The 22,062-nt window shown below is 74.0% G+C and carries 20 protein-coding genes and 1 tRNA gene; 13 read left to right on the top strand and 8 right to left on the bottom strand.

The features are described from left to right. The first annotated feature begins 5 nt into the window (after positions 1–5). From ABZW14_RS03915 to ABZW14_RS03880, 8 genes are all read left to right on the top strand, one after another. On the top strand, positions 6–419 hold the full coding sequence (locus tag ABZW14_RS03915; RefSeq protein ID WP_355339254.1) for an HIT family protein: 414 nt from the start codon (positions 6–8) through the stop codon (positions 417–419). A 76-nt stretch (positions 420–495) separates the two neighbouring features. Beyond that, entirely contained in the window at positions 496–1,158 is a 663-nt protein-coding gene (gene msrA / locus ABZW14_RS03910; RefSeq protein ID WP_355339251.1) for a peptide-methionine (S)-S-oxide reductase MsrA, read from the top strand. Positions 1,159–1,361: 203 nt separating this feature from the next. After that, positions 1,362–3,146, top strand: coding sequence for an N-acetylglutaminylglutamine amidotransferase (locus tag ABZW14_RS03905; protein ID WP_355339248.1), 1,785 nt, complete (start codon positions 1,362–1,364; stop codon positions 3,144–3,146). Between the two features lie 2 nt (positions 3,147–3,148). Then, entirely contained in the window at positions 3,149–4,975 is a 1,827-nt protein-coding gene (ngg, locus tag ABZW14_RS03900; RefSeq protein WP_355339245.1) for an N-acetylglutaminylglutamine synthetase, read from the top strand. Further along, entirely contained in the window at positions 4,972–6,147 is a 1,176-nt protein-coding gene (locus ABZW14_RS03895; protein ID WP_355339242.1) for an osmoprotectant NAGGN system M42 family peptidase, read from the top strand. The genes ngg and ABZW14_RS03895 overlap by 4 nt, the downstream gene beginning before the upstream one ends. A 336-nt stretch (positions 6,148–6,483) precedes the next feature. Beyond that, positions 6,484–7,413: a ribonuclease Z gene (locus ABZW14_RS03890; protein ID WP_355339235.1), complete on the top strand. Its 930-nt coding sequence runs from the start codon at positions 6,484–6,486 to the stop codon at positions 7,411–7,413. Further along, a complete protein-coding gene (locus tag ABZW14_RS03885) occupies positions 7,410–7,919 on the top strand; it encodes a GNAT family N-acetyltransferase (protein WP_355339232.1) in 510 nt (169 codons plus the stop codon). Before ABZW14_RS03890 ends, ABZW14_RS03885 begins: the two co-directional genes overlap by 4 nt. 44 nt (positions 7,920–7,963) lie before the next feature. Beyond that, entirely contained in the window at positions 7,964–8,914 is a 951-nt protein-coding gene (locus ABZW14_RS03880) for a trypsin-like peptidase domain-containing protein (protein WP_355339227.1), read from the top strand. 48 nt (positions 8,915–8,962) lie between these two features. On the opposite strand, the gene ABZW14_RS03875 is transcribed toward ABZW14_RS03880, so the two are convergent. Beyond that, complete coding sequence (locus tag ABZW14_RS03875; RefSeq protein WP_355339224.1) at positions 8,963–10,333, bottom strand: cystathionine beta-synthase; 1,371 nt, start codon at positions 10,331–10,333, stop codon at positions 8,963–8,965. Positions 10,334–10,409: 76 nt separating this feature from the next. Further along, complete coding sequence (locus ABZW14_RS03870; protein WP_091260214.1) at positions 10,410–10,766, bottom strand: YkvA family protein; 357 nt, start codon at positions 10,764–10,766, stop codon at positions 10,410–10,412. A gap of 140 nt (positions 10,767–10,906) precedes the next feature. Between ABZW14_RS03870 and ABZW14_RS03865 the strand changes: the two genes are divergently transcribed. From ABZW14_RS03865 to ABZW14_RS03850, 4 genes are all read left to right on the top strand, one after another. Beyond that, a complete protein-coding gene (locus ABZW14_RS03865) occupies positions 10,907–11,953 on the top strand; it encodes an SGNH/GDSL hydrolase family protein (protein ID WP_355339221.1) in 1,047 nt (348 codons plus the stop codon). Positions 11,954–12,064: 111 nt separating this feature from the next. Continuing rightward, positions 12,065–12,865: an SGNH/GDSL hydrolase family protein gene (locus ABZW14_RS03860; RefSeq protein ID WP_355339218.1), complete on the top strand. Its 801-nt coding sequence runs from the start codon at positions 12,065–12,067 to the stop codon at positions 12,863–12,865. Between the two features lie 74 nt (positions 12,866–12,939). After that, positions 12,940–14,202 (top strand): acetyl-CoA C-acetyltransferase, encoded by a 1,263-nt coding sequence (locus ABZW14_RS03855; RefSeq protein ID WP_355339215.1) that lies wholly within the window; start codon positions 12,940–12,942, stop codon positions 14,200–14,202. A gap of 40 nt (positions 14,203–14,242) precedes the next feature. Then, on the top strand, positions 14,243–15,706 hold the full coding sequence (locus tag ABZW14_RS03850) for a CYTH and CHAD domain-containing protein (protein WP_355339212.1): 1,464 nt from the start codon (positions 14,243–14,245) through the stop codon (positions 15,704–15,706). A 7-nt stretch (positions 15,707–15,713) separates the two neighbouring features. On the opposite strand, the gene ABZW14_RS03845 is transcribed toward ABZW14_RS03850, so the two are convergent. The 4 genes from ABZW14_RS03845 to ABZW14_RS03830 form a co-directional block, all read right to left on the bottom strand. Then, the gene (locus ABZW14_RS03845) at positions 15,714–16,034 is read right to left on the bottom strand and encodes a hypothetical protein (protein WP_355339209.1); all 321 of its coding nucleotides are present in this window, start codon (positions 16,032–16,034) and stop codon (positions 15,714–15,716) included. Between the two features lie 59 nt (positions 16,035–16,093). Further along, positions 16,094–16,852, bottom strand: a complete 759-nt coding sequence (locus ABZW14_RS03840) for a Bax inhibitor-1/YccA family protein (protein WP_355339206.1) — start codon at positions 16,850–16,852, stop codon at positions 16,094–16,096. Between the two features lie 127 nt (positions 16,853–16,979). Beyond that, on the bottom strand, positions 16,980–17,822 hold the full coding sequence (locus tag ABZW14_RS03835) for a Bax inhibitor-1/YccA family protein (RefSeq protein ID WP_355339203.1): 843 nt from the start codon (positions 17,820–17,822) through the stop codon (positions 16,980–16,982). A gap of 104 nt (positions 17,823–17,926) precedes the next feature. Then, positions 17,927–18,010, bottom strand: a tRNA-Leu gene (locus ABZW14_RS03830). A gap of 101 nt (positions 18,011–18,111) precedes the next feature. Between ABZW14_RS03830 and ABZW14_RS03825 the strand changes: the two genes are divergently transcribed. After that, complete coding sequence (locus ABZW14_RS03825; RefSeq protein WP_355339200.1) at positions 18,112–19,941, top strand: hypothetical protein; 1,830 nt, start codon at positions 18,112–18,114, stop codon at positions 19,939–19,941. Between the two features lie 67 nt (positions 19,942–20,008). Here the strand turns inward: ABZW14_RS03825 and ABZW14_RS03820 are convergent, their stop codons facing one another. Together ABZW14_RS03820 and ABZW14_RS03815 are read right to left on the bottom strand one after the other, a co-directional pair. Next, positions 20,009–21,340: an NAD(P)/FAD-dependent oxidoreductase gene (locus ABZW14_RS03820; protein WP_355339197.1), complete on the bottom strand. Its 1,332-nt coding sequence runs from the start codon at positions 21,338–21,340 to the stop codon at positions 20,009–20,011. Positions 21,341–21,442: 102 nt separating this feature from the next. Further along, on the bottom strand, positions 21,443–22,015 hold the full coding sequence (locus ABZW14_RS03815) for a hypothetical protein (protein ID WP_355339194.1): 573 nt from the start codon (positions 22,013–22,015) through the stop codon (positions 21,443–21,445). Positions 22,016–22,062: the final 47 nt, after the last annotated feature.

Below are 22,062 nucleotides of genomic sequence, written 5' to 3'. Positions count from 1 at the left end.
GCGGGGTGAGTGGGTGCGTGTTCTGCGGGATCGTGGCGGGCGAGGTGCCCGCGTTCCGGGTCGCCGACGAGGCGGACGGGGTGGCCTTCCTGGACACCCGGCCGGTGTTCAAGGGGCACGTGCTGGTGGTGCCGCGCACGCACCTGGTCACCCTGGCCGACCTGCCGGCCGACGCGCTGCCCGGCTACTTCCGGCTGGTGCAGCGGCTCGCCGTGGCCGTGGAGGCCGGGCTGGGTTCCGGCGGGACGTTCGTGGCCATGAACAACAAGGTGTCCCAGTCGGTCCCCCACCTGCACACCCATGTCGTGCCGCGGACGAAGGGCGACGGGCTGCGCGGCTTCTTCTGGCCGCGAACCCGCTACGCGGACGACGCCGAGGCCGAGGACTTCGCGGGCCGGGTCGCCGCCGCGCTGGCCTGAGGCGGGGACCCCCGGGTAAGGAACCGGGGACCGGCGCTGTTGCACACGCTGGGAAAGCCAAGAGAGGAGTCCCACCGTGTTCCTTCGCCGCATCAAGGCCGAGATGATCTCTCCCGACCAGGCCCTGCCGGGCCGCCCGATCGCGATGCCGATCGCCGACCGGCACGAGGTGCTGCCGTCCTCGCTGAAGGGTCCCTTCCCCGAGGGCGCGCAGGTCGCAGTCTTCGGGATGGGCTGTTTCTGGGGTGCCGAGCGGCTGTTCTGGACCCTCCCGGGCGTGCTCACCACGTCGGCCGGCTACGCGGGTGGCTACACCGCGAACCCGACGTACGAGGAGGTCTGCTCCGGCATGACCGGGCACGCCGAGGTCGTCCAGGTGGTCTACGACCCGTCGAGGATCAGCTACGAGGACCTGCTCAAGGTCTTCTGGGAGAACCACGACCCGACCCAGGGCATGCGCCAGGGCAACGACGTCGGCACGCAGTACCGGTCGGCCGTCTATGCCACCACCGACGAGCAACTGGCGACCGCGCAGGCCTCGCGGGACGCCTTCGCGCCGATCGTGGCGCGGGCCGGCAAGGGTGAGATCACCACGGAGATCGCCCGCCTCGGCGACTACTACTTCGCCGAGGACTACCACCAGCAGTACCTGGCGCCGACCAAGAACCCGAACGGGTACTGCAACCACGGCCCCAACGGCCTGAGCTGCCCGGTGGGGGTGGCCCGTACCGCCGGCTGAGCGACCCGGTGTCCGTTTCCGGGCCTGCGGTGTTTGTCACACCGTGGGCCCGGCCCGATTCGGGCACCCGGCCCGCCCGCCTACCGGATCTTCACCCAGGCCAGCCGCCCGTTCGGCGTGGGCGCGCATCCTAGCAAAGACGTAACGCTCGGGACATCAGCTCAACAGGCGAACCGCAACCTCCTCTGGCAGCATTGCCTGGCATGTGCGGACTGGCAGGAGAGTTCCGAAGGGACGGATCGCGGGCCGACGTCGCGGCGGTGGAGCGGATGGCGGCCACCATGAGCGACCGGGGCCCGGACGACAGCGGGGTCTGGTCCCAGGGGCCGGTCGCCCTCGGCCACCGCCGCCTGAAGATCATCGACCTCTCGGCCGCCAGCGGCCAGCCGCTGGTCGACCCGGCCGCCGGGCTCACCGGCGTCTTCAACGGCTGCATCTACAACTACCGCGAGCTGCGCGAGGAGTTGCAGGCCAGGGGGCACCGCTTCTTCTCGGCGGGCGACAGCGAGGTCGTGGTCAAGGCGTACGCCGAGTGGGGGCTCGACTTCGTCGACCACCTGGTCGGCATGTTCGCGGTGGCGATCAGCGAGCGGGACACCGGCCGCCTCGTGCTGGCCCGGGACCGGCTCGGCATCAAGCCGCTCTACCTGGCCGAGAGTCCCGGCGTGGTGCGCTTCGCCTCGACCCTGCCGGCGCTGCTCGCCGGCGGCGGCGTCGACACCGGCATCGACTCCGTGGCGCTCGCCCACTACCTGAGCTTCCACAGCATCGTGCCGCCGCCGCGGACCATCCTGCGCGGCGTCGCCAAGCTCCCCCCGGCCACGGTCCGGGTGTACGAGCCGGACGGCACCAGCCGCGACCGGGTCTACTGGGACCCGGCCTTCACGCGCGCCGCAGAGCGGGCCGGCTGGTCCGAGCGGGACTGGCAGGACGCGCTGCTGGAGTCGCTGACCACCGCCGTCCGCCGCCGGATGGTGGCCGACGTGCCGGTGGGCGTGCTGCTCTCCGGCGGGCTCGACTCCAGCCTCGTGGTCGCGCTGCTGGCCGGCGAGGGGCAGTCCGGGCTGGCCACGTTCTCCATCGGCTTCGACGCGGTGGGCGGCCGGGAGGGCGACGAGTTCGTCTACTCCGACCTGGTCGCGAAGACCTTCGGCACCGACCACCACCAGATCCGGGTGCCCACCGGCGACCTGCTGCCGCCGCTGGAGTCCGCCGTCGCCGCCATGAGCGAGCCCATGGTCAGCCACGACTGCGTGGCGTTCTGGCTGCTCAGCCAGGAGGTCGCCCGGCACGTCAAGGTCGTCCAGTCCGGTCAGGGCGCGGACGAGATCCTGGGCGGCTACCACTGGTACCCCCCGCTGGCCGGCGTCGACCGGGAGCGGGCGCTGGAGACGTACGCGAGCGCGTTCTTCGACCGCGACGCGGCCGGCGTGGCCCGGGTGCTCAACCCCGCGTGGCTGGCCGACGGCGACCCGGCGCGGGAGTTCGTGGCCGCCCACCTGGGCCGGCCCGGGGCGCAGACCGCGGTGGACGCCGGCCTGCGCATCGACACCCAGGTCATGCTGACCGACGACCCGGTCAAGCGGGTCGACAACATGACGATGGCGCACGGGCTGGAGGCCCGGGTGCCGTTCCTCGACCACGAGTTCGTCGAGCTGGCCGCGAGCTGCCCGCCGGAGCTGAAGCTGGCCCAGGGCGGCAAGGGCGTGCTCAAGGAGATCGGCCGGCGGGTCCTGCCGCACGAGGTCATCGACCGGCCGAAGGGCTACTTCCCCGTCCCGGGCCTCACGCATCTGGAGGACAAGCTCCTCGACCGGGTACGCGACGCGCTCACCGCGCCCGAGGCGCGACGCCGCGACCTGTTCCGCGCCGACTACGTCGACGCGCTGCTCGCCGACCCGAACGCCGAACTGACCCCGTTGAACGGAAACAAGCTGTGGCAGCTGGGACTCCTGGAAATGTGGCTCCAGAGCCACGGAATCGACTGACCGTGACCGACACCCTCGCGACCGGAACCGCACCGACCGACCGGGAACGGGTGCTGGGCCGGCGCCGGGAACGGGTCGGCCCCGGCGGCGATCCGGTGGCACCCGGCGCCCCCGAACCCGACCGCCGCTCCGGCGACGCGTCCGCCGTGGTGCTGGACTGCGGCTGGGGCCGGCTGGTCTTCGGGCAGACCTTCGCCGAACAGGTCGAGGTCGCCGACGTGCTGCGTTCCGAGGCCGTCGGCGCCCGGGACATCTGCATCTACCTGCGCGACCCGCACGTGCTGGTCTCCCGCCTCCCCGACGAGCTGTTCATCGACCCGTCGCTGACCTACCGGCTGCCGCTGGGCGAGCACCGGCCGGCCGCCACCGAGGGCGGTGAGATCCCCGGCCTGAGCGTCCGGCCGCTGCGCGACGCCGGCGACGCGGACGCGGTGAACCGCATCTACGCCCGCAACGGCATGGTCACCGCGCCCGTGGAGGTGCTGGTCGACAACGCTGGCACCGACCGGTTCCTGCACCTGGTCGCCGAGGACGCCACCGGTGAGGTGGTCGGCACCATCACCGGCGTGGACCACGTCGCGGTCTTCGGCGACCCGGAGAACGGCGCCAGCCTCTGGTGCCTGACCGTGGACTTCAACACCGCGCCGCCGGGCACCGGTCAGGCGCTGCTCACCGCGCTGGCGGACCGGCTGGACGCGCGGGGCCGGGCGTACGTGGACCTGTCGGTGCTGGCCGAGAACTCGGGGGCGATCCGGCTCTACGAGCGGCTCGGCTTCCACCGCACCGGGACGCTCTGCGTGAAGCGGAAGAACCCGATCAACGAGCGGCTCTTCCTGCCCGCCATGCCCGACGGGTACGACGAGCTGAACCCGTACGCGAAGATCGTCGCGGACGAGGCGATGCGGCGCGGCATCCGGGTCGAGGTGACCGACCCGCGCTGGGGCGAGCTGCGGCTGACCAGCGGTGGGCGGACCGTCCACACCCGTGAGTCGCTGTCGGAGCTGACCTCGGCGGTGGCGATGAGCCGCTGCGACGACAAGCGGGTCACCCGGCGCATCCTCGCCGAGGCGGGGCTGTCCGTGCCGCGGGGCCGCACCGCCACCGGCGACGCCGAGGACCTGGCCTTCCTGGCCGACGTCGGCCCGGTCGTGGTGAAGCCGGCCCGGGGTGAGCAGGGCAACGGCATCACGGTCGGGGTCCGCACGGCGGAGGCGCTGACCGCCGCGGTCGGGCTGGCCCGCCGCTTCTGCCCCGACGTGCTGATCGAGGAGCTGCGGGAGGGCGAGGACCTGCGGGTGGTCGTCATCGACCACGAGGTGGTGGCCGCCGCGGTCCGCCGGCCCGCGCAGATCACCGGGGACGGGGTACACGACGTCACCGAGCTGATCGAGCGGCAGAGCCGCCGCCGGGCGGCCGCCACGGGCGGCGAGTCCCGGATCCCCATCGACGACATGACCCGCGAGGTGGTGGCCGAGGCCGGCCACCGCATGCACGACGTGCTCCCCGAGGGGCAGGTGCTGGCCGTACGCCGGACCGCCAACCTGCACACCGGCGGGACCATCCACGACGTGACCGCCGAGCTGCACCCGGCCATCGCCGAGGCGTGCGTGACGGCCAGCCGGGCCCTGGACATCCCGGTAACCGGGCTGGACCTGCTGGTCCCCGCCGCCGACCGGCCCGAGCACGTGTTCATCGAGGCGAACGAGCGGCCCGGCCTGGCCAACCACGAGCCGCAGCCGACCGCCGAGCGCTTCGTCGACCTGCTCTTCCCCGGCACCCGGGCCCCGCAGCGGCTCTGGTCGCCGGCCGGCGCGGGAGGTGCCGCGTGAGCCCGAAGCCGCTGGAGCTCGACCTCGACTACCTGCAACAGGTGCTGGTCGAGCTGCTGGAGATCCCCAGCCCGTCGGGGCGTACCGACCACGTGCAGCAGTACGTGGGCGAGCGGCTGTCAGCGCTCGGAATCGGCTCGACGCTGACCCGGCGCGGGGCGCTGAGCGCCAGCCTGCCCGGGCCCCGGCAGACCGGCGCGGACCGGGCCATCGTGGTGCACACCGACACCATCGGCGGCATGGTGAAGCGGCTCAAGGACAACGGGCGGCTGGAGGTGAAGCCGATCGGCACGCACAGCGCCCGCTTCGCCGAGGGCGCCCACGTGCGGATCTTCACCGACGACCTGGACCGGGTGATCACCGGCCAGGTGCTGCCGCTGAAGGCCAGCGGGCACCGCTACAACGAGGGCGTCGACCTCCAGGGCGTCGGCTGGGAGCTGGTCGAGGTCCGGGTCGACGAGCCGGTCACCGACGAGGCCGGGCTCCGGGCGCTCGGCGTCGACGCCGGGGACTTCGTGGCGCTGCTCGCCCACCCGACGATCACCGCGAGCGGGTACGTGAAGGCCCGGCACCTGGACGACAAGGCCGGCGTCGCCGCGGTGCTGACCGCCTTTAAGGCGCTGGTCGACGCGGGCGTCACGCCGGCGGTCACCGCGCACCTGCTGGTCACGGTCACCGAGGAGATCGGGCACGGCGCCAGCCACGGCCTCGACCCCGACGTCGCGGAGATCGTCTCGGTGGACGCCGCGGTGGTCGCGCCCGGCCAGCAGTCTCGGGAGGACGCCGCCACGCTGGCCATGGGCGACGGGGTGGGCCCGTTCGACTACCACCTCACCCGGCACCTGGCCGCCATCGCCCGGGAGCACGGCGTCCACCTGGTCCGGGACGTCTTCGACTACTACCGCTCGGACGTGGCGGCGGCGGTCGAGGCGGGCGCGCACGCCCGGGTGGCGCTGCTCGGCTTCGGCGTGGACGCCACCCACGGCCACGAGCGCACCCACCTGGACGGGCTGCGGCACCTCGCCCAGCTGCTCTGCCTCTACCTCCAGAAGCCGCTGGTCTTCCCCGAGTGGGACGCCGAACCCGAGGGCGACCTGGCCGACTTCCCGTCGCTGGCCGTCCAGCCGGCCTCCGAGGAGGGCCCGCGCGAGGGCCCGATCGGCCTGGACTGAGCCGGGGCGGGACGGATTCCCGTTCCGCCTGTGATCCAAATCCGTTGCCGGGCCCACCGGAGAGTCGATAGCGTGGCGGTACACGGGAAAGGAGGTGGTCCAGACTTGTATAGCAATCGGACTCGTGAGGTGGCTGTCCGCTAGCCGCTGTCCTCGACAGTGAAACACCGTCCGCCGGGAGGCGGGCATCAGGCACCATCGTCGAGACCGTGTGGCAGCGGTGCGGCGAAACCACGACAGCCACCCGACCCCCGGGGTGCCGGCCCAGTCCAGCCGGCCCGCGCGCGAGCGCGGAAGCCCCGGGGGTCGCTTCATGTCTGCGGCAGGAGGCCCCGCGTGTCCATGCGCGAGCTGGTGATCCTCGGTACGGCGAGCCAGGCACCCACCCGGCAGCGCAACCACAACGGCTACCTGCTGCGCTGGGACGACGAGATGCTGCTCTTCGACCCCGGCGAGGGCAGCCAGCGGCAGATGCTGCACACCGGGATCTCCGCCACCGACCTGACCCGGATCTGCGTCACCCACTTCCACGGCGACCACTGCCTGGGCCTGCCCGGCATGATCCAGCGGCTCTCCCTGGACCGGGTCCCGCACCCGGTGGCCGTGCACTTCCCCGCCGGCGGCGCCGAGTACTTCGCCCGGCTGCGCCACGCGTCGAGCTTCTACGAGACCGCCGAGCTGGCCGTCGAGCCGATCGAGGCCGACGGCCAGCGGATCACGCTGGGCATCGGCACCCTGGAGGCCCGCCGGCTCCAGCACCCCATCGAGACGTACGGCTACCGGCTGGTCGAGCCGGACGGCTGCCGGATGCTGCCGGAGAAGCTGTCCGCGTACGGCATCGCCGGCCCGGCGGTCGGGCAGCTCCTCCGCGACGGCCACCTGGACGTGGACGGACGCCGCGTCACGCGGGACGAGGTGAGCGTGACCCGGCCGGGGCAGCGGTTCGCGTTCGTCATGGACACCGGGCTCTGCGACGGCGTGTGGGCCCTGGCCGAACACGCCGACCTGCTGGTCATCGAGTCGACGTTCCTGGAGTCGGAGGCCGCCCTCGCCGCCGAGGTCGGCCATCTCACCGCCGGCCAGGCCGCGCGGGTGGCGGCCGAGTCGGGGGTACGCACGCTGGTGCTCACCCACTTCTCCCAGCGGTACGCGGACCCGCGCCGCTTCGCCGACGAGGCCCGCGCCCACTTCGCCGGAGATCTGGTGATCGCCGAGGACCTGATGACCGTGCACGTGCCACCCCGGCGGGTAGCCTCGGCCGGGTGACGGTCTCCCTGCGCCCCGCCACCGAGGGCGACCTCATGGCGGTCGGCGCCCTGCACCAGCGGTCCCGGGTCGCGGCGTACTCGTCGTTCCTGCCCGCCGAGGCGTTGGCGGAGCCGACACCGGAGGCGATGGGCCGGTACTGGGCCGAGCGGGTGACCTGGGAGCGCGCCGACCACCGGATGACCGTGGCCGAGCGGGACGGCCGGCTCGTCGGCTTCAGCTACCTGGGGCCGGACGACGCGGGCGACCCGGCCACCGGCCTGCTCAACGCCATCCACCTGGAGCCGGCCGAGCGGGGCCGGGGCACCGGGCGGGCGCTCATGGTGGACGCCCTCGACGCCATGCGGGCCCGCGGCTGGTCCCGGGCGGTGCTCTGGGTGCTCCGGGACAACGCGACCGCCCGCCGCTTCTACGAGCGGGGCGGCTGGACCGCCACCGGCGAGCAGCGCGAGGACGTCATCGGCACCGTCGCCGTCCCGCAGCTGCGCTACGCCCGTTCGCTCTGAGCGGATCGGGGCATGGGCGTCGATGCCAGCGCGTTGGCACCGGCATGGACACCGAGCACACCGAGCGGGCGGAGGACGCCGCGCTCGACGCGTACTCCCGGGTGGTGACCGGCGTGGCCGCCCGGGTGCTGCCCAGCGTGGCCGCCCTGTCGGTGCGGACCCCGCGCGGCGCGGGCGCCGGATCGGCCGTGGTGATCGGCCCGGACGGGCTGCTGCTCACCAGCGCCCACGTCGTGCAGGGCGCCCGGGACGGGTCGGCCGCCTTCGGCGACGGCACCGAGACCGGGTTCCGGGTGGTGGGCGCCGACCCGCTCTCCGACCTGGCCGTGCTCCGCGCGGAGCGGACGACCGTGCCGCCGGTGGAGCTGGGCGACGCCGACCGGCTGCGGATCGGCCAGCTGGTGGTCGCGGTCGGCAATCCCATGGGCCTGGCCGGCTCGGTCACCGCCGGGGTGGTCTCCGGGCTGGGCCGGTCGCTTCCGGCCCGGGACGGGCGGGTCACCCGGCTCATCGAGGACGTCATCCAGACCGACGCGGCACTCAACCCGGGCAACTCCGGTGGCGCGCTGGCCGACTCGGCCGGCCGCGTGGTCGGGGTCAACACGGCGGTCGCCGGCTACGGCCTCGGCCTGGCCGTGCCGGTCAACGCCACCACCCGGCAGATCATCGCCGACCTCACCAGCGACGGCCGGGTCCGCCGGGCCTGGCTGGGCGTGGCCGGGGTGCCCGTACCGCTGCCGCCGGAGATCACCGCCCGGACCGGGCAGCGGCGCGGGCTGCGGGTGGTCGAGGTGGTGCCGGGCAGCCCGGCCGGGATGGCCGGGCTCTATCTCGGCGACGTGATCGTGGCGGCCGGCGGCCGGTCCGTGCAGGACGGCCAGGGCCTGCAACGGCTGATGCTCGGCCCGGCGATCGGCGTCCGCCTGCCGGTCACCGTGCTGCGGCGCGGCGCCTTCGTCGACGTCGTCGCCGTGCCCACCGAGCTGGGCCGCTGACACGACGAGGGCCGCACCCCGCCGGGGGTGCGGCCCTCGGTCGAACGGTCAGCGCGCGCCGAGGTGAGCCAGCAGGTCCTGCCGGGTCAGCACGCCCTTGGGCTTGCCGTCGACCAGCACCAGGGCGGCGTCGGCCTTCTCCAGCAGCGAGACCGCCTCGCTCACCGGCTGGCCGCCACCGATCATCGGCAGCGGGTCGGCCATGTGCCGCTCGATCGTGTCGTGCAGGTGGGCCTGGCCGGTGAAGAGCGCGTCGAGCAGGTCCTTCTCGGCGATCGAGCCGGCCACCTCGCCGGTCACCACGGGCGGCTCGGCCTTGAGCACCGGGAGCTGGGAGACCCCGTATTCCCGCATGTAGTCGATCGCGTCGCGGACCGTCTCGGTCGGGTGGACGTGCACCAGCTCGGGCAGGCCGCCCGGCTTGCCGGCGAGCGCCTCGGCCACGGTCGGCTCGGTGCCCGAGTTGTCGAGGAAGCCGTAGCGGGCCATCCAGGTGTCGTTGAAGATCTTCGACAGGTAGCCCTTGCCGCTGTCCGGCAGCAGCACCACGACCACGTCGTCCGGGCCGGCCTTGCGGGCCACCTCCAGGGCGGCCACCACGGCCATGCCGCAGGAGCCGCCGACCAGCAGCCCCTCCTCGCGGGCCAGCCGCCGGGTCATCTCGAAGGACTGCTTGTCCGACACCTCGACGATCTCGTCGGCCACCGAGCGGTCGTAGGTCTCCGGCCAGAAGTCCTCGCCGACGCCCTCGACGAGGTAGGGCCGGCCGGTGCCGCCGGAGTAGACCGAACCCTCCGGGTCCGCACCGATCACCCGGACCCGCCCCTCCGACGCCTCCTTCAGGTAGCGGCCGATGCCGGAGATGGTGCCGCCGGTGCCGACGCCCGCCACGAAGTGGGTGAGCCGCCCCTCGGTCTGCTGCCAGATCTCCGGCCCGGTGGTCTCGTAGTGCGAGCGCGGGTTGGCCGGGTTGCTGTACTGGTCGGGCTTCCAGGCGCCGGGGATCTCCCGGGTCAGCCGGTCGGAGACGTTGTAGTAGGAGCGCGGGTCCTCCGGCGCCACGGCGGTCGGGCAGACCACCACCTCGGCGCCGTACGCCCGCAGCACGTCCTGCTTGTCCTGGCTGACCTTGTCGGGGCAGACGAAGACGCACTTGTAGCCCTTGAGCTGGGCGACGAGGGCCAGCCCGACGCCGGTGTTGCCGCTGGTCGGCTCGACGATCGTGCCGCCCGGCTGGAGCAGGCCGGCCTTCTCGGCGTCCTCGACCATCCGCAGGGCGATCCGGTCCTTCACCGAACCGCCCGGGTTGACGTACTCCACCTTCGCCAGCACGGTCGCCTGGATGCCCTCGGTGACGTTGCGCAGGCGGACCAGCGGGGTGTTGCCGATCAGCTCGACCACGTTGTCGTAGTACTGCACCTCGTTGTGCCCTTCGTCGCGCCGCCGTCGTGGGGCGGCCGGTAAGTCGTCAGTTCGTCGCCCAGGGTACGTGCCGTCAGGGCACCACATGCCCCGGGATGACGGACCTGCGGCGTGCCTCCCACTCCAGGAAGCGCTCGGTCTCGGCGAGCACGCTGCCGGCCAGCCAGGTGACCATCACCGCGTCGTCGGCCAGGCCGAAGATCGCCAGCGGGATCTCCGGCAGCAGGTCGATCGGCGAGACGATGTACGCCGTCGCGCCGGCCATGAGGGCCAGCCGCAGGCCGCCGTCGTACTCGCCCCGGGCGGTGGCCCGGATCATCCGCGGCAGCGCCGCCAGCCGGGCGCCCAGCGACGGGCCACCCCGCGCGCCGGCCGCCAGCGCCCGGGCCAGCGCGGTGAAGGCCGCGCTCCGTTTCAACGTCTTCCCCATCTCCTCGCCCCTCTCCGCTCGACCAGGGTGCGGTCCCGGCGCAAGCCCGCCCCTGCCCTACCGGTACCCGGAACTGTCGCGTCCCAGCCATGGCGATCACGGGGAGAGCGGGTGTCGTGGTGGCGCGATAATGTCGGTGCATGGGGGACGCTGGTTCCGTCGCGCCGGTCGGCTGGCAGCGCGCCCGGCGGATCGCCCGCCTGACGGCGATCGGCACGGGTGCCACGGTGGCGGCCACCGTCGCCACGGGCGGGGTGCTGCTCGGTCAGGCCCGGCAGGCCCGGCGCACCATCCCCATGGCCGAGGCGCCCCCGCCGCGCTGCGACGGCGTCTACGGCGCGAAGCTTCCCGGCCCGCCGGTCACCATGGTGATCCTCGGTGACTCCTCGGCCGCCGGCTACGGCGTGCACCGCCGCCGCGAGACCCCGGGGGCGCTGCTGGCCACCGGGTTGTCCCGCCGACTGCACCGGCCGGTCCGGGTGCACCGGTTCGCCGTGGTGGGCGCCCTGTCGGCCGGGCTGAAGCCGCAGGTCGAGTCGGCCCTGGAGGTCGAACCGGACATCGCGGTCGTCCTGGTCGGCGGCAACGACGTCACCAACCGCACACCGCCCCCGGTGGCCGTGCGCTACCTGGTCGACGCGGTCCGCACGCTGCGCGCCGCCGGCTGCGAGGTGGTCGTGGGCACCTGCCCCGACCTGGGGGCGATCCGGCCCATCCAGCCGCCGCTGCGCTGGCTGGCCCGCCGCTGGAGCCGCCAGCTCGCCGCCGCCCAGACGATGGCGGTGGTCGAGGCGGGCGGCTGGACGGTCTCCCTCGGTGACCTGCTCGGCCCGCGGTTCGCCGCCGAGCCGACCCGGATGTTCGCCTGGGACCGGTTCCACCCGTCCGCCGAGGGGTACGCGGTGGCCGCGGCGGCGTTGCTGCCCACCGTGCTCTCGGCGCTGGGCGCCGGCCAGGAACGCCGCCCCGCGCTCGCGGGCGCGGAAGGCGTGCGGTCGCTCCCGGAGGCGGCCCAGGAGGCGGCCCGGCACGCCGGCACCGAGGTCAGCGCCACCGAGGTCCGGGGTCGCGAGCGCGGGCCCGGCGGGCGCTGGGCGCAGCTCCGGCGGCGGGCGTTCTTCGGCGTCGGTGCGGTGCCGCAGCCCGGTACCGCCGCCGACCCGGCCCAGGTGGAGGGGCTGGCATGAGGGCCGCGGCAGGGGCATCATCAGCAGGCACAACGTGTGCCATGCTCATGTCGACGCCGTTCGCCACGAGCAGTCCGACCCGCGGGTCGGGGGAGCTGGGGAGGTGTCGTCATGACCGGACGTAACGAGTTCGCGGTCCGGCTCGGTCGGGCCGCCGCGCTCTCCCTGCTCGCCGGCACGGTGGGCGGGGCGGTCGTCCTCGCCGGCCAGGCCATCGCCGCCCGCGGCCGGGAATACGCCCAGCCCGAGCTGGGCCTGGCGCTGCGCGCCACGGTCGGCCGGGCGGACGCCCCGCCGCTGCGGCTGGTGCTGCTCGGCGACTCGTCGGCGCTCGGCGTCGGCGTCGAACGCTTCGAGGAGACCATCGGCGGCCAGCTCGCCCAACTGCTGGCCGAGGCGCCCACCGGCCGGCGGGTGCACCTGTCCAGCGTGGGGGTCTCCGGCTCCCGCTCCACCGACCTGGCCACCCAGGTGGCCCGGGCGCTGCTCGGCGAGCGGCCCGACGTGGCGGTGATCCTGATCGGGGCGAACGACGCCACCGGGCTGGCCCGCCCGGCCGACGCGGCGGCCTACCTCGGCTCGGCGGTACGCCGGCTGCGCGAGGCGCACGTCGAGGTGGTCGTGGGCACCTGCCCCGACCTCGGCGCGGTCCGTGCGGTGGCGTCCCCGCTGCGGCAGGTGCTCGGCTGGGCGGGGCGGCGCGTGGCGCGCGCCCAGACGACCGCCGTGCTCGACGCCGGGGGCAGTGTCGTCGACCTGGGCACCGAGACCGGCCCGGTGTTCCGGGCGGACGCGGGCACCCTCTGCCACGACGGCTTCCACCCCTCCGCCGACGGCTACCGGGTATGGGCGCACGCCCTGCTCCCGGCCGTGGAGGCGGCCGCCGCGGTCGCGTACCGGCACCACCACTGAGCCTCCGGCGGGGTGACATTTCCCGCCCGCCGCGCGGCTTCCGCCACAAGTTACCGGCGGGTTAACGTTGGTTCATGCCGATTGAGTCGCCCCGCGACGCCGTCATCGTCGCCACCGCCCGGTCCCCCATCGGCCGCGCGTTCAAGGGTTCCCTGCGGGAGGTCCGCCCGGACGACCTCGCCGCCACGATCGTCCAGGCCGCCCTCGACAAGGTCCCGGCGCTCGATCCCACCACCATCGACGACCTCTACCTGGGCTGTGGCCTGCCCGGCGGCGAGCAGGGCTTCAACATGGCCCGGGTGGTCGCCACCCTGCTGGGCCTGGACGGCCTGCCCGGCGCCACGCTGACCCGCTACTGCGCCTCCTCATTGCAGACCACGCGGATGGCGATGCACGCGATCCGGGCCGGTGAGGGCGACGTCTTCATCTCCGCCGGCGTCGAGACCGTCTCCCGGTACGCCCGGGGCAACTCGGACACCCTCCCGCCGGAGGCGCAGGCGCTGGTCGGCGGCGGCTGGGAGAACCCGCGCTTCGCGGAGGCGCGCGAGCGCTCGAAGGCCCGGGCCCAGGGCGGCTCCGAGGTGTGGACCGACCCGCGTGAGGGCGGCCTGCTTCCCGACATCTACCTGGCCATGGGCCAGACCGCGGAGAACCTCGCCCAGGTTCACGACATCACCCGCGAGGACATGGACGCGTTCGGCGTCCGCAGCCAGAACCTGGCCGAGAAGGCGATCGCGGACGGCTTCTGGGCCCGCGAGATCACCCCGGTGACCACGCCGGACGGCACCGTGGTGAGCACCGACGACGGCCCGCGCCCCGGGGTGACCCTGGAGGCCGTGGCCGGCCTGAAGCCGGTCTTCCGCCCGGACGGCCGGATCACCGCCGGCAACTGCTGCCCGCTCAACGACGGCGCGGCCGCCGTGGTGATCATGAGCGCCGAGCGGGCCCGCGACCTCGGGCTCACCCCGCTGGCCCGGATCGTCTCCACCGGCGTCACCGCGCTCTCCCCGGAGATCATGGGCCTGGGCCCGGTCGAGGCGTCCAAGCAGGCGCTGAAGCGGGCCGGCATGACCATCGACGACGTCGACCTGGTCGAGATCAACGAGGCGTTCGCCGCCCAGGTGATCCCGTCGTACCGGCAGCTCGGCATCCCCGAGGAGAAGCTGAACGTGATGGGCGGCGCGATCGCCGTCGGCCACCCGTTCGGCATGACCGGCGCCCGGATCACCGGCACCCTGCTCAACGCCCTGGAGTGGCACGACAAGACCATCGGTCTGGAGACCATGTGCGTCGGCGGTGGCCAGGGCATGGCCATGGTGCTCGAACGCCTGAACTGAGGCCGATTCCCCGATGCCGGGGCCGGGTACGGGAGGCGCCATGGCGACCGTCGTGGAACGCGAACGCAAGTACTCCGGCGACGAGGGATTCCGGCTGCCCGACCTGACCGGGTGCGGTGGCGTCGCGACGACGTCCGACGCCACCGCCCTGGAACTGGACGCGGTCTATTGGGACACCGACGATCTCCGGCTGGCCCGCAGCGGCTACGCGCTGCGGCGGCGGACCGGCGGGCACGACGCGGGCTGGCACCTCAAGGTGGGCGCGGTCGGCGGCGCGCGCACCGAACACCAGTTCCCGGCCGGACCGGGCGACGCCGCTCCCCCGCCCGAACTGGTCGCGCTCTTCCGTGGCGCGTCCCGTGGCCGGCCAGTCGCCCCGGCCGCGCGGGTCGTCACCCACCGCCGGGAACGCCGCCTGCTGGACGCGGCGGGCCGCCCGCTGGCCGAGGTGGCCGAGGACGACGTGCAGGCCGAGGACCTGGTGAGCGGCGAGCGGCAGGCCTGGCACGAGCTGGAGGTCGAGCTGGTCGAGGGCGACGAGGCGCTGCTCGACGCCGTGGACGAGCGGCTGCGCGCGGCCGGCGCCCGGACGGTCCCGGTCTCGAAGTCACACCGCGCCCTGGGCGGCCGGCTCGCCGCCACCCGCCCGGCGCCCGCCGACCCGGCGGCCGCGCCCGTGGTCGACTACCTCACCGCCCAGCGCGACACGCTGATCGGCCACCACGCCGGCGCGCTCGGCGGCGACGAGGACGCCGTGCACGACATGCGGGTGGCGGTCCGCCGGCTCCGCTCCACGCTGCGGACCTTCCGGGGCCTGTGGGACCGGGCCGAGAGCGAGGCGGTACGGGCGGAGCTGCGCTGGCTGGGCGGGCAGCTCGGGCCGGTCCGGGACGTCCAGGTGATGGCCGCCCGGCTGGCCGACGCGGTCCACGCGGAACCCGACGAGCTGGTGCTCGGCCCGGTGCCGGCCCGCTTCGCCGAGCGGTTCGCCGCCGACCTGGCCACCGCCCTCGACGGGCTGCGGGCCGCGCTCGGCTCGGAGCGCTACACCGACCTGCTGCGCCGGCTGGACGCGCTGGTGGAGGGGCCGGCCGCGCGCGCCGTACGGCCCCGCTGGGTGACCCGGCGGGTGCGCAGGGCGGTGACCCGCTTCGACGAGCGGCTGGACCGGGCGCTGGCCGGCGGGGACGACACCGCCCTGCACGAGGCCCGCAAGGCCGGCAAGCGGGCCCGGTACGCCGTCGAGGTGCGCCGGCCCGGCGCGAAGCTGGTCGACCGGTTCAAGGACCTCCAGGACGTGCTCGGCGCGCACCAGGACTCGGTGGTGACCCGCGAGGTGCTGCGCGAGCAGGCGCTGCGGGCGTACGCCGACGGCGAGAACACCTTCACCTACGGTCTCCTGCACGCCCGGCAGGCCGCCGTGGCCGACCGGGCCGGCCCGGCGCTGGCCAGGGCGCGCGACCGGGCCCGCCGCCGGAAGGTGCGGCGCTGGCTGACGGGCTGACCGCCGGCTACAGCGCCGAACGGGTCCGCGCCACCGCGGCGGTCGCCCCGGCCAGCACCGGCTCCGGCGCACCGGCCGCCACCAGGTCGGCGGCGACCACCCGGAGCTGATCGGGCAGGGCCAGGTCGCTGGGGAGCCGGGGCACCTCGCGGCGCGGCTCGCCCTCGGCGTCGGCCGCCAGGTTGGCGATCTCCTGGACCAGCTTGTGCACGAGGTCGGCGCGGGACACGTTGCCGCCCTCGGCCGCCGCCGACCAGCGCGGCTGCTCCCAGTGCCCGACCTGTCGGACCAGCAGGGCCACGGCCCGGTCCAGTTCCGCTGCGCTCATCGCGGCCGAGTCTACGGCGGCCGCAGGTCGCGGCGCGGCGAGCCGGAGTTGTCGTACGGTCAGCGGCGGACGTAGCTGAGCAGGCGCAGGATCTGCCAGTACAGGAAGATCAGCCCGACCAGCAGGCCGAAGGCGCAGTACCACGCGTACCGGCGGGGCAGGCCGTTGCGGGCGGAGCGCTCGACCAGGTCGAAGTCGAGGATGAAGCTGAGCGCCCCGGCGATGATCGCGACCACCGAGAAGACGTACGGCAGCCAGCCCACCCGCGCGGAGAGGCTGTAGACCTCGACGCCCTGTTTCCCGGTGAACAGGTAGGTGACCAGGTTGACCAGGCCGATCGCCACGATGCCGATGAGCGTGCCGACGACCAGCCGGGCCAGCCGCGGGGTGGCCCGGACCAGCCGGGCCCGGTAGAGCAGCGCCATGCCGAGGAAGACCGCGAACGTACCGATCACCGCCTGCACCACGATGCCCGGGTAGACCAGCTCGAAGGCGCGACTGGCCACGCCGAGCAGCAGCCCCTGGAGCACCGCGTACCCGGCGATCAGCGGCGGGTTGGTGACCTGCTTCAGGGAGATGAACAGCACGAGCACCAGGCTGGCCAGGGCGCTGCCCGCCAGCGCCGCCGAGATCCACACCGCCTGTGGCACGACCACCCAGGCCACCGCCGCGGTGACGCCGGTGAGCAGCAGCAACCCAGCCGTCCGGCTGACCACGTCGGCCACCGTCATCGTCTCGGCGGCCCCGACACCGAGCACCTGCCGCTCGGTCCGGCCGACGTCGTCCAGCCGGTCCAGCACCGGGTTGGCACTGCGCACCGCGACCTCCTCGCGCCGACGTACCCCGGCTCTCACTCTGCCCCCGGCGGCCCGGCGGCGGCGGGCAAACGACGACGCCCGCCGCCGCGGGCGCGGCAGGCGGGCGTCGCAGGTGGGGCGGGGTCGGTCAGTCGTCGCCCTGGAAGTAGCTCAGCAGCCGGAGGATCTCCAGGTAGAGCCAGACCAGGCCGACCACGATGCCGAACGCGGCCGTCCAGGAGTAGCGCTGCGGGAGCCCCATCCGGACGCCCTCCTCGATCTCCGCGAAGTTGAGCACGAAGCTCAGCGCGGCGACCACGATGCAGACCAGGCTGAAGCCGATGGCCAGCGGGCTGCCGTCGCGGAGGTGGGTGTTGACGCCGAAGAGCGCGAGCACCAGGTTGATCAGCATGACGCCGAAGAGACCCGCGATGATCGCCACCATGATCCGGGCGAACTTCGGGGTGGCCCGGATGATCCGCGCCTTGTAGATCATCGCCATCAGGAAGAAGACGCCGAAGGTGGCGACCACGGCCTGGAGCACGATGCCGTCGTAGAACGTGTTGAACGTCTTGCTGACCATGCCGACGAAGACGCCCTCGACGATCGAGTACGCCACGACGAGCGCCGGGTTGGCCATCCGGGAGAACGAGATGACCAGGCCGAGGACGAGGCCGACCACGGCCGCGCCGATCCAGGCGGCGCCGGTCAGGGCGTCCGGCACGAGCACCCAGGCCACGGCAGCCGAGGCGCCGAGGATGCCGAGCATCAGCACCGTCTTGACGACCACGTCGTCGAGGGTCATCGGGGTCACGGTGGGCGGGGCCGCCGGGTAGCCCTGACCGGTCGGGTACGGCTGCTGCTGCGGGTACGGCTGGTACTGCTGCGGAAATCCGGGCTGACCGTACGGCCCGGGCTGGGCGTACCCGGCCGCCCGCTCCCGCTCAGCCGCCTGGCCGAGCCGGGCGAGCACCGGGTTCGTGGACTTCACTTCTCAGGCCTCCCTCAGGGGGTCGATGCACGTGAACGTGCCTCTCCAGGGTAAACGGGGTGGCAACGCCGTGCGTGGCGCGAAGCTGTGGGAAAGCTGAGAGTTGGTGCCCGGGGCGGGGGTCGAACCCGCACGCCTTGCGGCAGCCGCTTTTAAGGCGGCCGTGTCTGCCGTTCCACCACCCGGGCGGGTGACACCGGCGCGCCGACACGCGCGATGCAGATCTCACCGTAGCGGCTGCGCCGCGGCCTGGCGTACCCCGTGGGGCCCGGCCGATATGGTCGAGGCCGTGACCAGCGCCGCCCGCACGGCCCCCGGGCCCGACCCCGACGAGGCACTCCGCCTCGACCCGGCCGTCCGCCCGGGCCGGGCGGTCCGGCTGCTGGCCGCCGGCCGCCGGCACCGCGCGGACCTGCTGGCCGGCCTGCTCTTCGCGGCGCTCGCCGGCTGGCTCACCCACGGGCTGTGGCCGTCGCCGGGGCAGCGGATGCTGGCCCTCAACCCGGCCGACCAGACCCTCTACGAGTGGTTCCTGGCCGCCGACGCCCGCGCCCTGCTCGGCGACTTCGGCCTGATCACCGACCGGTTGAACGCGCCGGACGGGGTCAACCTCATGACGAACACCACGGTCATCGCGCTCGGCGTGCTGCTCGCCCCGGTCACCCTCGCCCTCGGGGCGCCGGTCACCTTCGCCCTGCTGGCCGCGGCCAACCTGGCCGGCACGGCGCTCGCCTGGTACCTGCTGTTCACCCGGACGCTGCGGGCCCGCCGGCTCGCCGCGGGGCTCGGCGCGGCACTCTGCGGGTTCGGTCCGGGCATGGTCTCGCAGAGCAACGCCCACCTGCACATGACGGCCCAGTGGCTGGTCCCGGTGATCGTCTGGCTGGTGGTCCGGCTGCTCCGGGCCGCCGACCCGGCGGGTCGCCCGGACGGCCCGGACCGCCGCCGCCTGGCCAGCTCGGTGCTCGGGCTGGCCGCGGCCGTCATCGTCCAGGTCTTCGTCGGCGAGGAGGTGCTCTTCCTCACCGCGCTCACCCTGCTGGTCATGGCCGTCGCCCACGGGCTGGCCGACCGGTCGCTGCTGCGCCGGGCGCTGCCCGGCTTCGCCGGTGGGCTGATGTGCGCCGCCGGTCTGGCGCTGCTCGTGCTCGCGTACCCGCTGTGGCTCCAGTTCGCCGGGCCGCAGGGCGTCTCCGACGGGATGTTCAGCCCGCACTACTTCTCGGCCGACCTGACCAGCTGGACCCGGCTCGCCCCGCTGTCCGTGCTGGGCCGCCCCGACGCCGCCCGCCTGACCACCGGGCCGGCCGAGTTCAACACCTTCCTGGGCTGGCCGCTGCTGCTGGTGGCCGCCGGCTGCGCGGTCTGGCTGGGCCGGCGCGCCCTGGTCGTCGCCTGCGTCACCGGGGCGCTCGTCATGGCGGCGCTCTCGCTCGGCCCCGAGGTGGTGGTCGGCGGGGAGCGCACCGGCGTGCCCGGCCCCTACGCCCTGCTGGTCGGCCTGCCGGTGGTGGACGGCGCGCTGCCCATGCGGTTCGGCCTGGTGGTGCTGCCGCTGATCGGGACGGTGCTCACCCTGGCCGTGCACCGGGCCCTCGGCGAGCGGGGGCGGGCGCGGCAGCTGGTCCCCCTCGCGGTCGGCGCGGCCCTGCTCAGCGTCTTCCCCACGCCCCTGCCCACCACCGACCGGCCGCCGCTGCCCGAGTTCGTCACCGGTGGGCACTGGCGGCAGTGCGTACGCCCCGGCGGGGTGCTGGTGCCGGTGCCGACGGCCACCCCGACGGACCCGTGGCCGATGCGCTGGGGCACCGCCGCCGACGCCGCCTTCGGCATGCCGGAGGGCTTCTTCATCGGCCCGTACGGGCGCAACGGCTCGGCCACCATGGGCACATACCAGCGGCCGACCTCCGCGCTGCTGGCCGAGGTGGCCCGGCGCGGGGTGGCGCCGGCGGTGGGCGACCGCCAACGCCGGCAGGCCGCCCGGGACATCGAGTTCTGGGGCGCGTCCTGCGTCGCGCTGACCGACGACGCGCCGCACGCGGAGACCCTGCGCGGGACCCTGGAACAGCTCTTCGGGCCGGGCACCCGGATCGCCGACGCCTGGACCTGGCGGTTCTGACCCGGACACGGCGAAGGGCCCCTCCCGTGCGGGAAGGGCCCTCTCCGTCTGCTCGGTCGCGCTCCGCTCAGCCCCGCGCGCCGACCGGCGGGGCGGACGCCTCGGCGAACTCCTCGCGCGGGTCGTGCAGCTGGCCCAGGGCGACCACCTCACGCTTGAGGAAGAACGCCAGCGTCCAGTCGACCACGACGCGGACCTTGCGGTTGAACGAGGGGATCCGCGACATGTGGTACGTGCGGTGCATGAACCAGGCCGGCCAGCCGGTCATCTTCACGCCGTAGACCTGCGCCACGCCCTTGTGCAGGCCGAGGCTGGCGACGCTGCCCGCGTGCTTGTGCTTGTAGTCGACCGGCTCGCGCCCGCGGATCACGTTCGCGATGTTGTCGGCCATCCGGGCGGCCTGCCGCACCGCGTGCTGGGCGCTGGGCGAGCAGAAGTTGCCCGGCTCCTTGGTCAGGTCCGGCACCGCAGCGCAGTCGCCGGCGCTCCACGCACCCTCGACCACCCGGTCGCCGTCCACGATCTGGAGGGTCGGCAGGCAGGTGACGCGGCGCCGCTCGTCGCGCGGGAAGTCGGTCGCGTCCAGCATCGGCGACGGCTTCACGCCGGCCGTCCAGACGATCGTGTCGGACGGGAAGCTGGCCCCGTCGGAGAGCTTCGCGACCCCGTCGACGCAGGACTCCAGCCGGGTGTCCAGGCGGATGTCCATGTTCCGCTTGAGCAGCTCCTGCACCGTGTAGGCGCCCATGTCCCGGTCGACCTCGGGCAGCACCCGCTGGGTGGCTTCGACCAGTACCCAGCGCATGTCCTCGGGCTTCAGCTCCGGGTAGTAGCGCAGCGCGTCCCGGGCCATGTCCTCCATCTCGGCGAGTGCCTCGATGCCGGCGTAACCACCGCCGACGAAGACGAACGTCAGCGCGCGGCTGCGCACCTCCGGGTCGGTGGTGGCGGCCGCCACGTCGAGCCGGTCCAGCACGTGGTTGCGCAGGAAGATGGCCTCACCGATGGTCTTGAACCCGATGCCGTGCTCGTGCAGGCCGGGGATCGGCAGGGTCCGGGAGACCGAACCGGGGGCGACCACCACGTGGTCGTACTGGATCTCCCGGGTCGGGCCGCTGATCGGCTGTACCACGGCGGTCCTGCGGTCGTGGTCGATCCGGGTGACCGTGCCGGCCACGACCTTGCACTTGCGCAACTCCCGCCGCAGCGGCACCACAGCGTGCCGCGGGGAGATGTTGCCCGCCGAAGCCTCCGGGAGGAACGGCTGGTAGGTCATGTGCGGCTGCGGGTCGACGACGATGACCTCGGCCTCACGGGAGCTCAGCTTCTTGGACAGGCGCAGAGCGGCGTACAGGCCCACGTGCCCGGCACCCACGACAAGGATCCGCTTCGGATTCACGCCATCTATCTTTCCCCGGGCGGCTCGGCTAATCCCGATCGAGACCCTCTTCTGTGACGGAGCACAACCCCTGTGACCTGCGCAACTTCCCGTCGCGTCCCGTTATCTGCGACGCAGGAGCCAGGCCAGGAGGCCGCTGAGACCCACCGCCACCAGCAGCCCCGCCACTGTCGCCGCCTGGGAACCCCGGTCCCCGCCGGCCCCGCCGAGTGCGGCCAGCACGATGCCGAGCACGGCGGACGCCAGCACCACCGCGCCGGCCCGAGCCAGCCAGCGCAGCACCAGGTCCGGGTCGACCACCGCGTCGTAGGGCAGCAGCGCGGCCAGCGCGCACAGCGTGTGCGCCAGGTAGAGCAGCGTGGCCACGGCGAGCAGCCGCCACAGCGCCGGCGGCCGGTCGAAGCCGAGCGTGGCGAGCAGCCAGCCGCCGACGGTCACCAGCGCCGCGAAGGTCGGCCAGACCCGGCGCGGGCCGACCGCCGGCAGCACCGCCACCACCGTGAGGGCCAGCAGCGACCGCGGGATGAGGGCCTGCGCGGGGTACGCGACCAGGAAGCCGACCAGCACGCTGAGGAAGATGCCGGCCCGCACCAGCAGCGGCGTCGGGCCGATCCGCCGCACCCGGTACTGGAGGGTGCGTACCCGCTCGGTCAGCCCCTCGACGACATCGTTCATCTGAACCACTCTTCGTTCGCGACTGCGGGACTCCGCCGCGCCGCGTT

It is taken from the genome of Micromonospora sp. NPDC004551 (assembly GCF_040609975.1).
Classification (GTDB): domain Bacteria; phylum Actinomycetota; class Actinomycetes; order Mycobacteriales; family Micromonosporaceae; genus Micromonospora.
Note: the sequence above shows the minus strand (reverse complement) of the source record. Positions and strands in the feature narration are given on the sequence as shown.

Excerpts from the sequence above, each read along its gene's own strand:
- ABZW14_RS03845 (WP_355339209.1), bottom strand. The coding sequence starts at position 16,034 with ATGAGCGCAGCGGAACTGGACCGGGCCGTGGCCCTGCTGGTCCGACAG.
- ABZW14_RS03905 (WP_355339248.1), top strand. The coding sequence starts at position 1,362 with ATGTGCGGACTGGCAGGAGAGTTCCGAAGGGACGGATCGCGGGCCGAC.
- ABZW14_RS03855 (WP_355339215.1), top strand. The coding sequence starts at position 12,940 with ATGCCGATTGAGTCGCCCCGCGACGCCGTCATCGTCGCCACCGCCCGG.
- ABZW14_RS03865 (WP_355339221.1), top strand. The coding sequence starts at position 10,907 with ATGGGGGACGCTGGTTCCGTCGCGCCGGTCGGCTGGCAGCGCGCCCGG.
- ABZW14_RS03850 (WP_355339212.1), top strand. The coding sequence starts at position 14,243 with ATGGCGACCGTCGTGGAACGCGAACGCAAGTACTCCGGCGACGAGGGA.
- ABZW14_RS03880 (WP_355339227.1), top strand. The coding sequence starts at position 7,964 with ATGGACACCGAGCACACCGAGCGGGCGGAGGACGCCGCGCTCGACGCG.
- ABZW14_RS03860 (WP_355339218.1), top strand. The coding sequence starts at position 12,065 with ATGACCGGACGTAACGAGTTCGCGGTCCGGCTCGGTCGGGCCGCCGCG.
- ABZW14_RS03815 (WP_355339194.1), bottom strand. The coding sequence starts at position 22,015 with ATGAACGATGTCGTCGAGGGGCTGACCGAGCGGGTACGCACCCTCCAG.
- ABZW14_RS03870 (WP_091260214.1), bottom strand. The coding sequence starts at position 10,766 with ATGGGGAAGACGTTGAAACGGAGCGCGGCCTTCACCGCGCTGGCCCGG.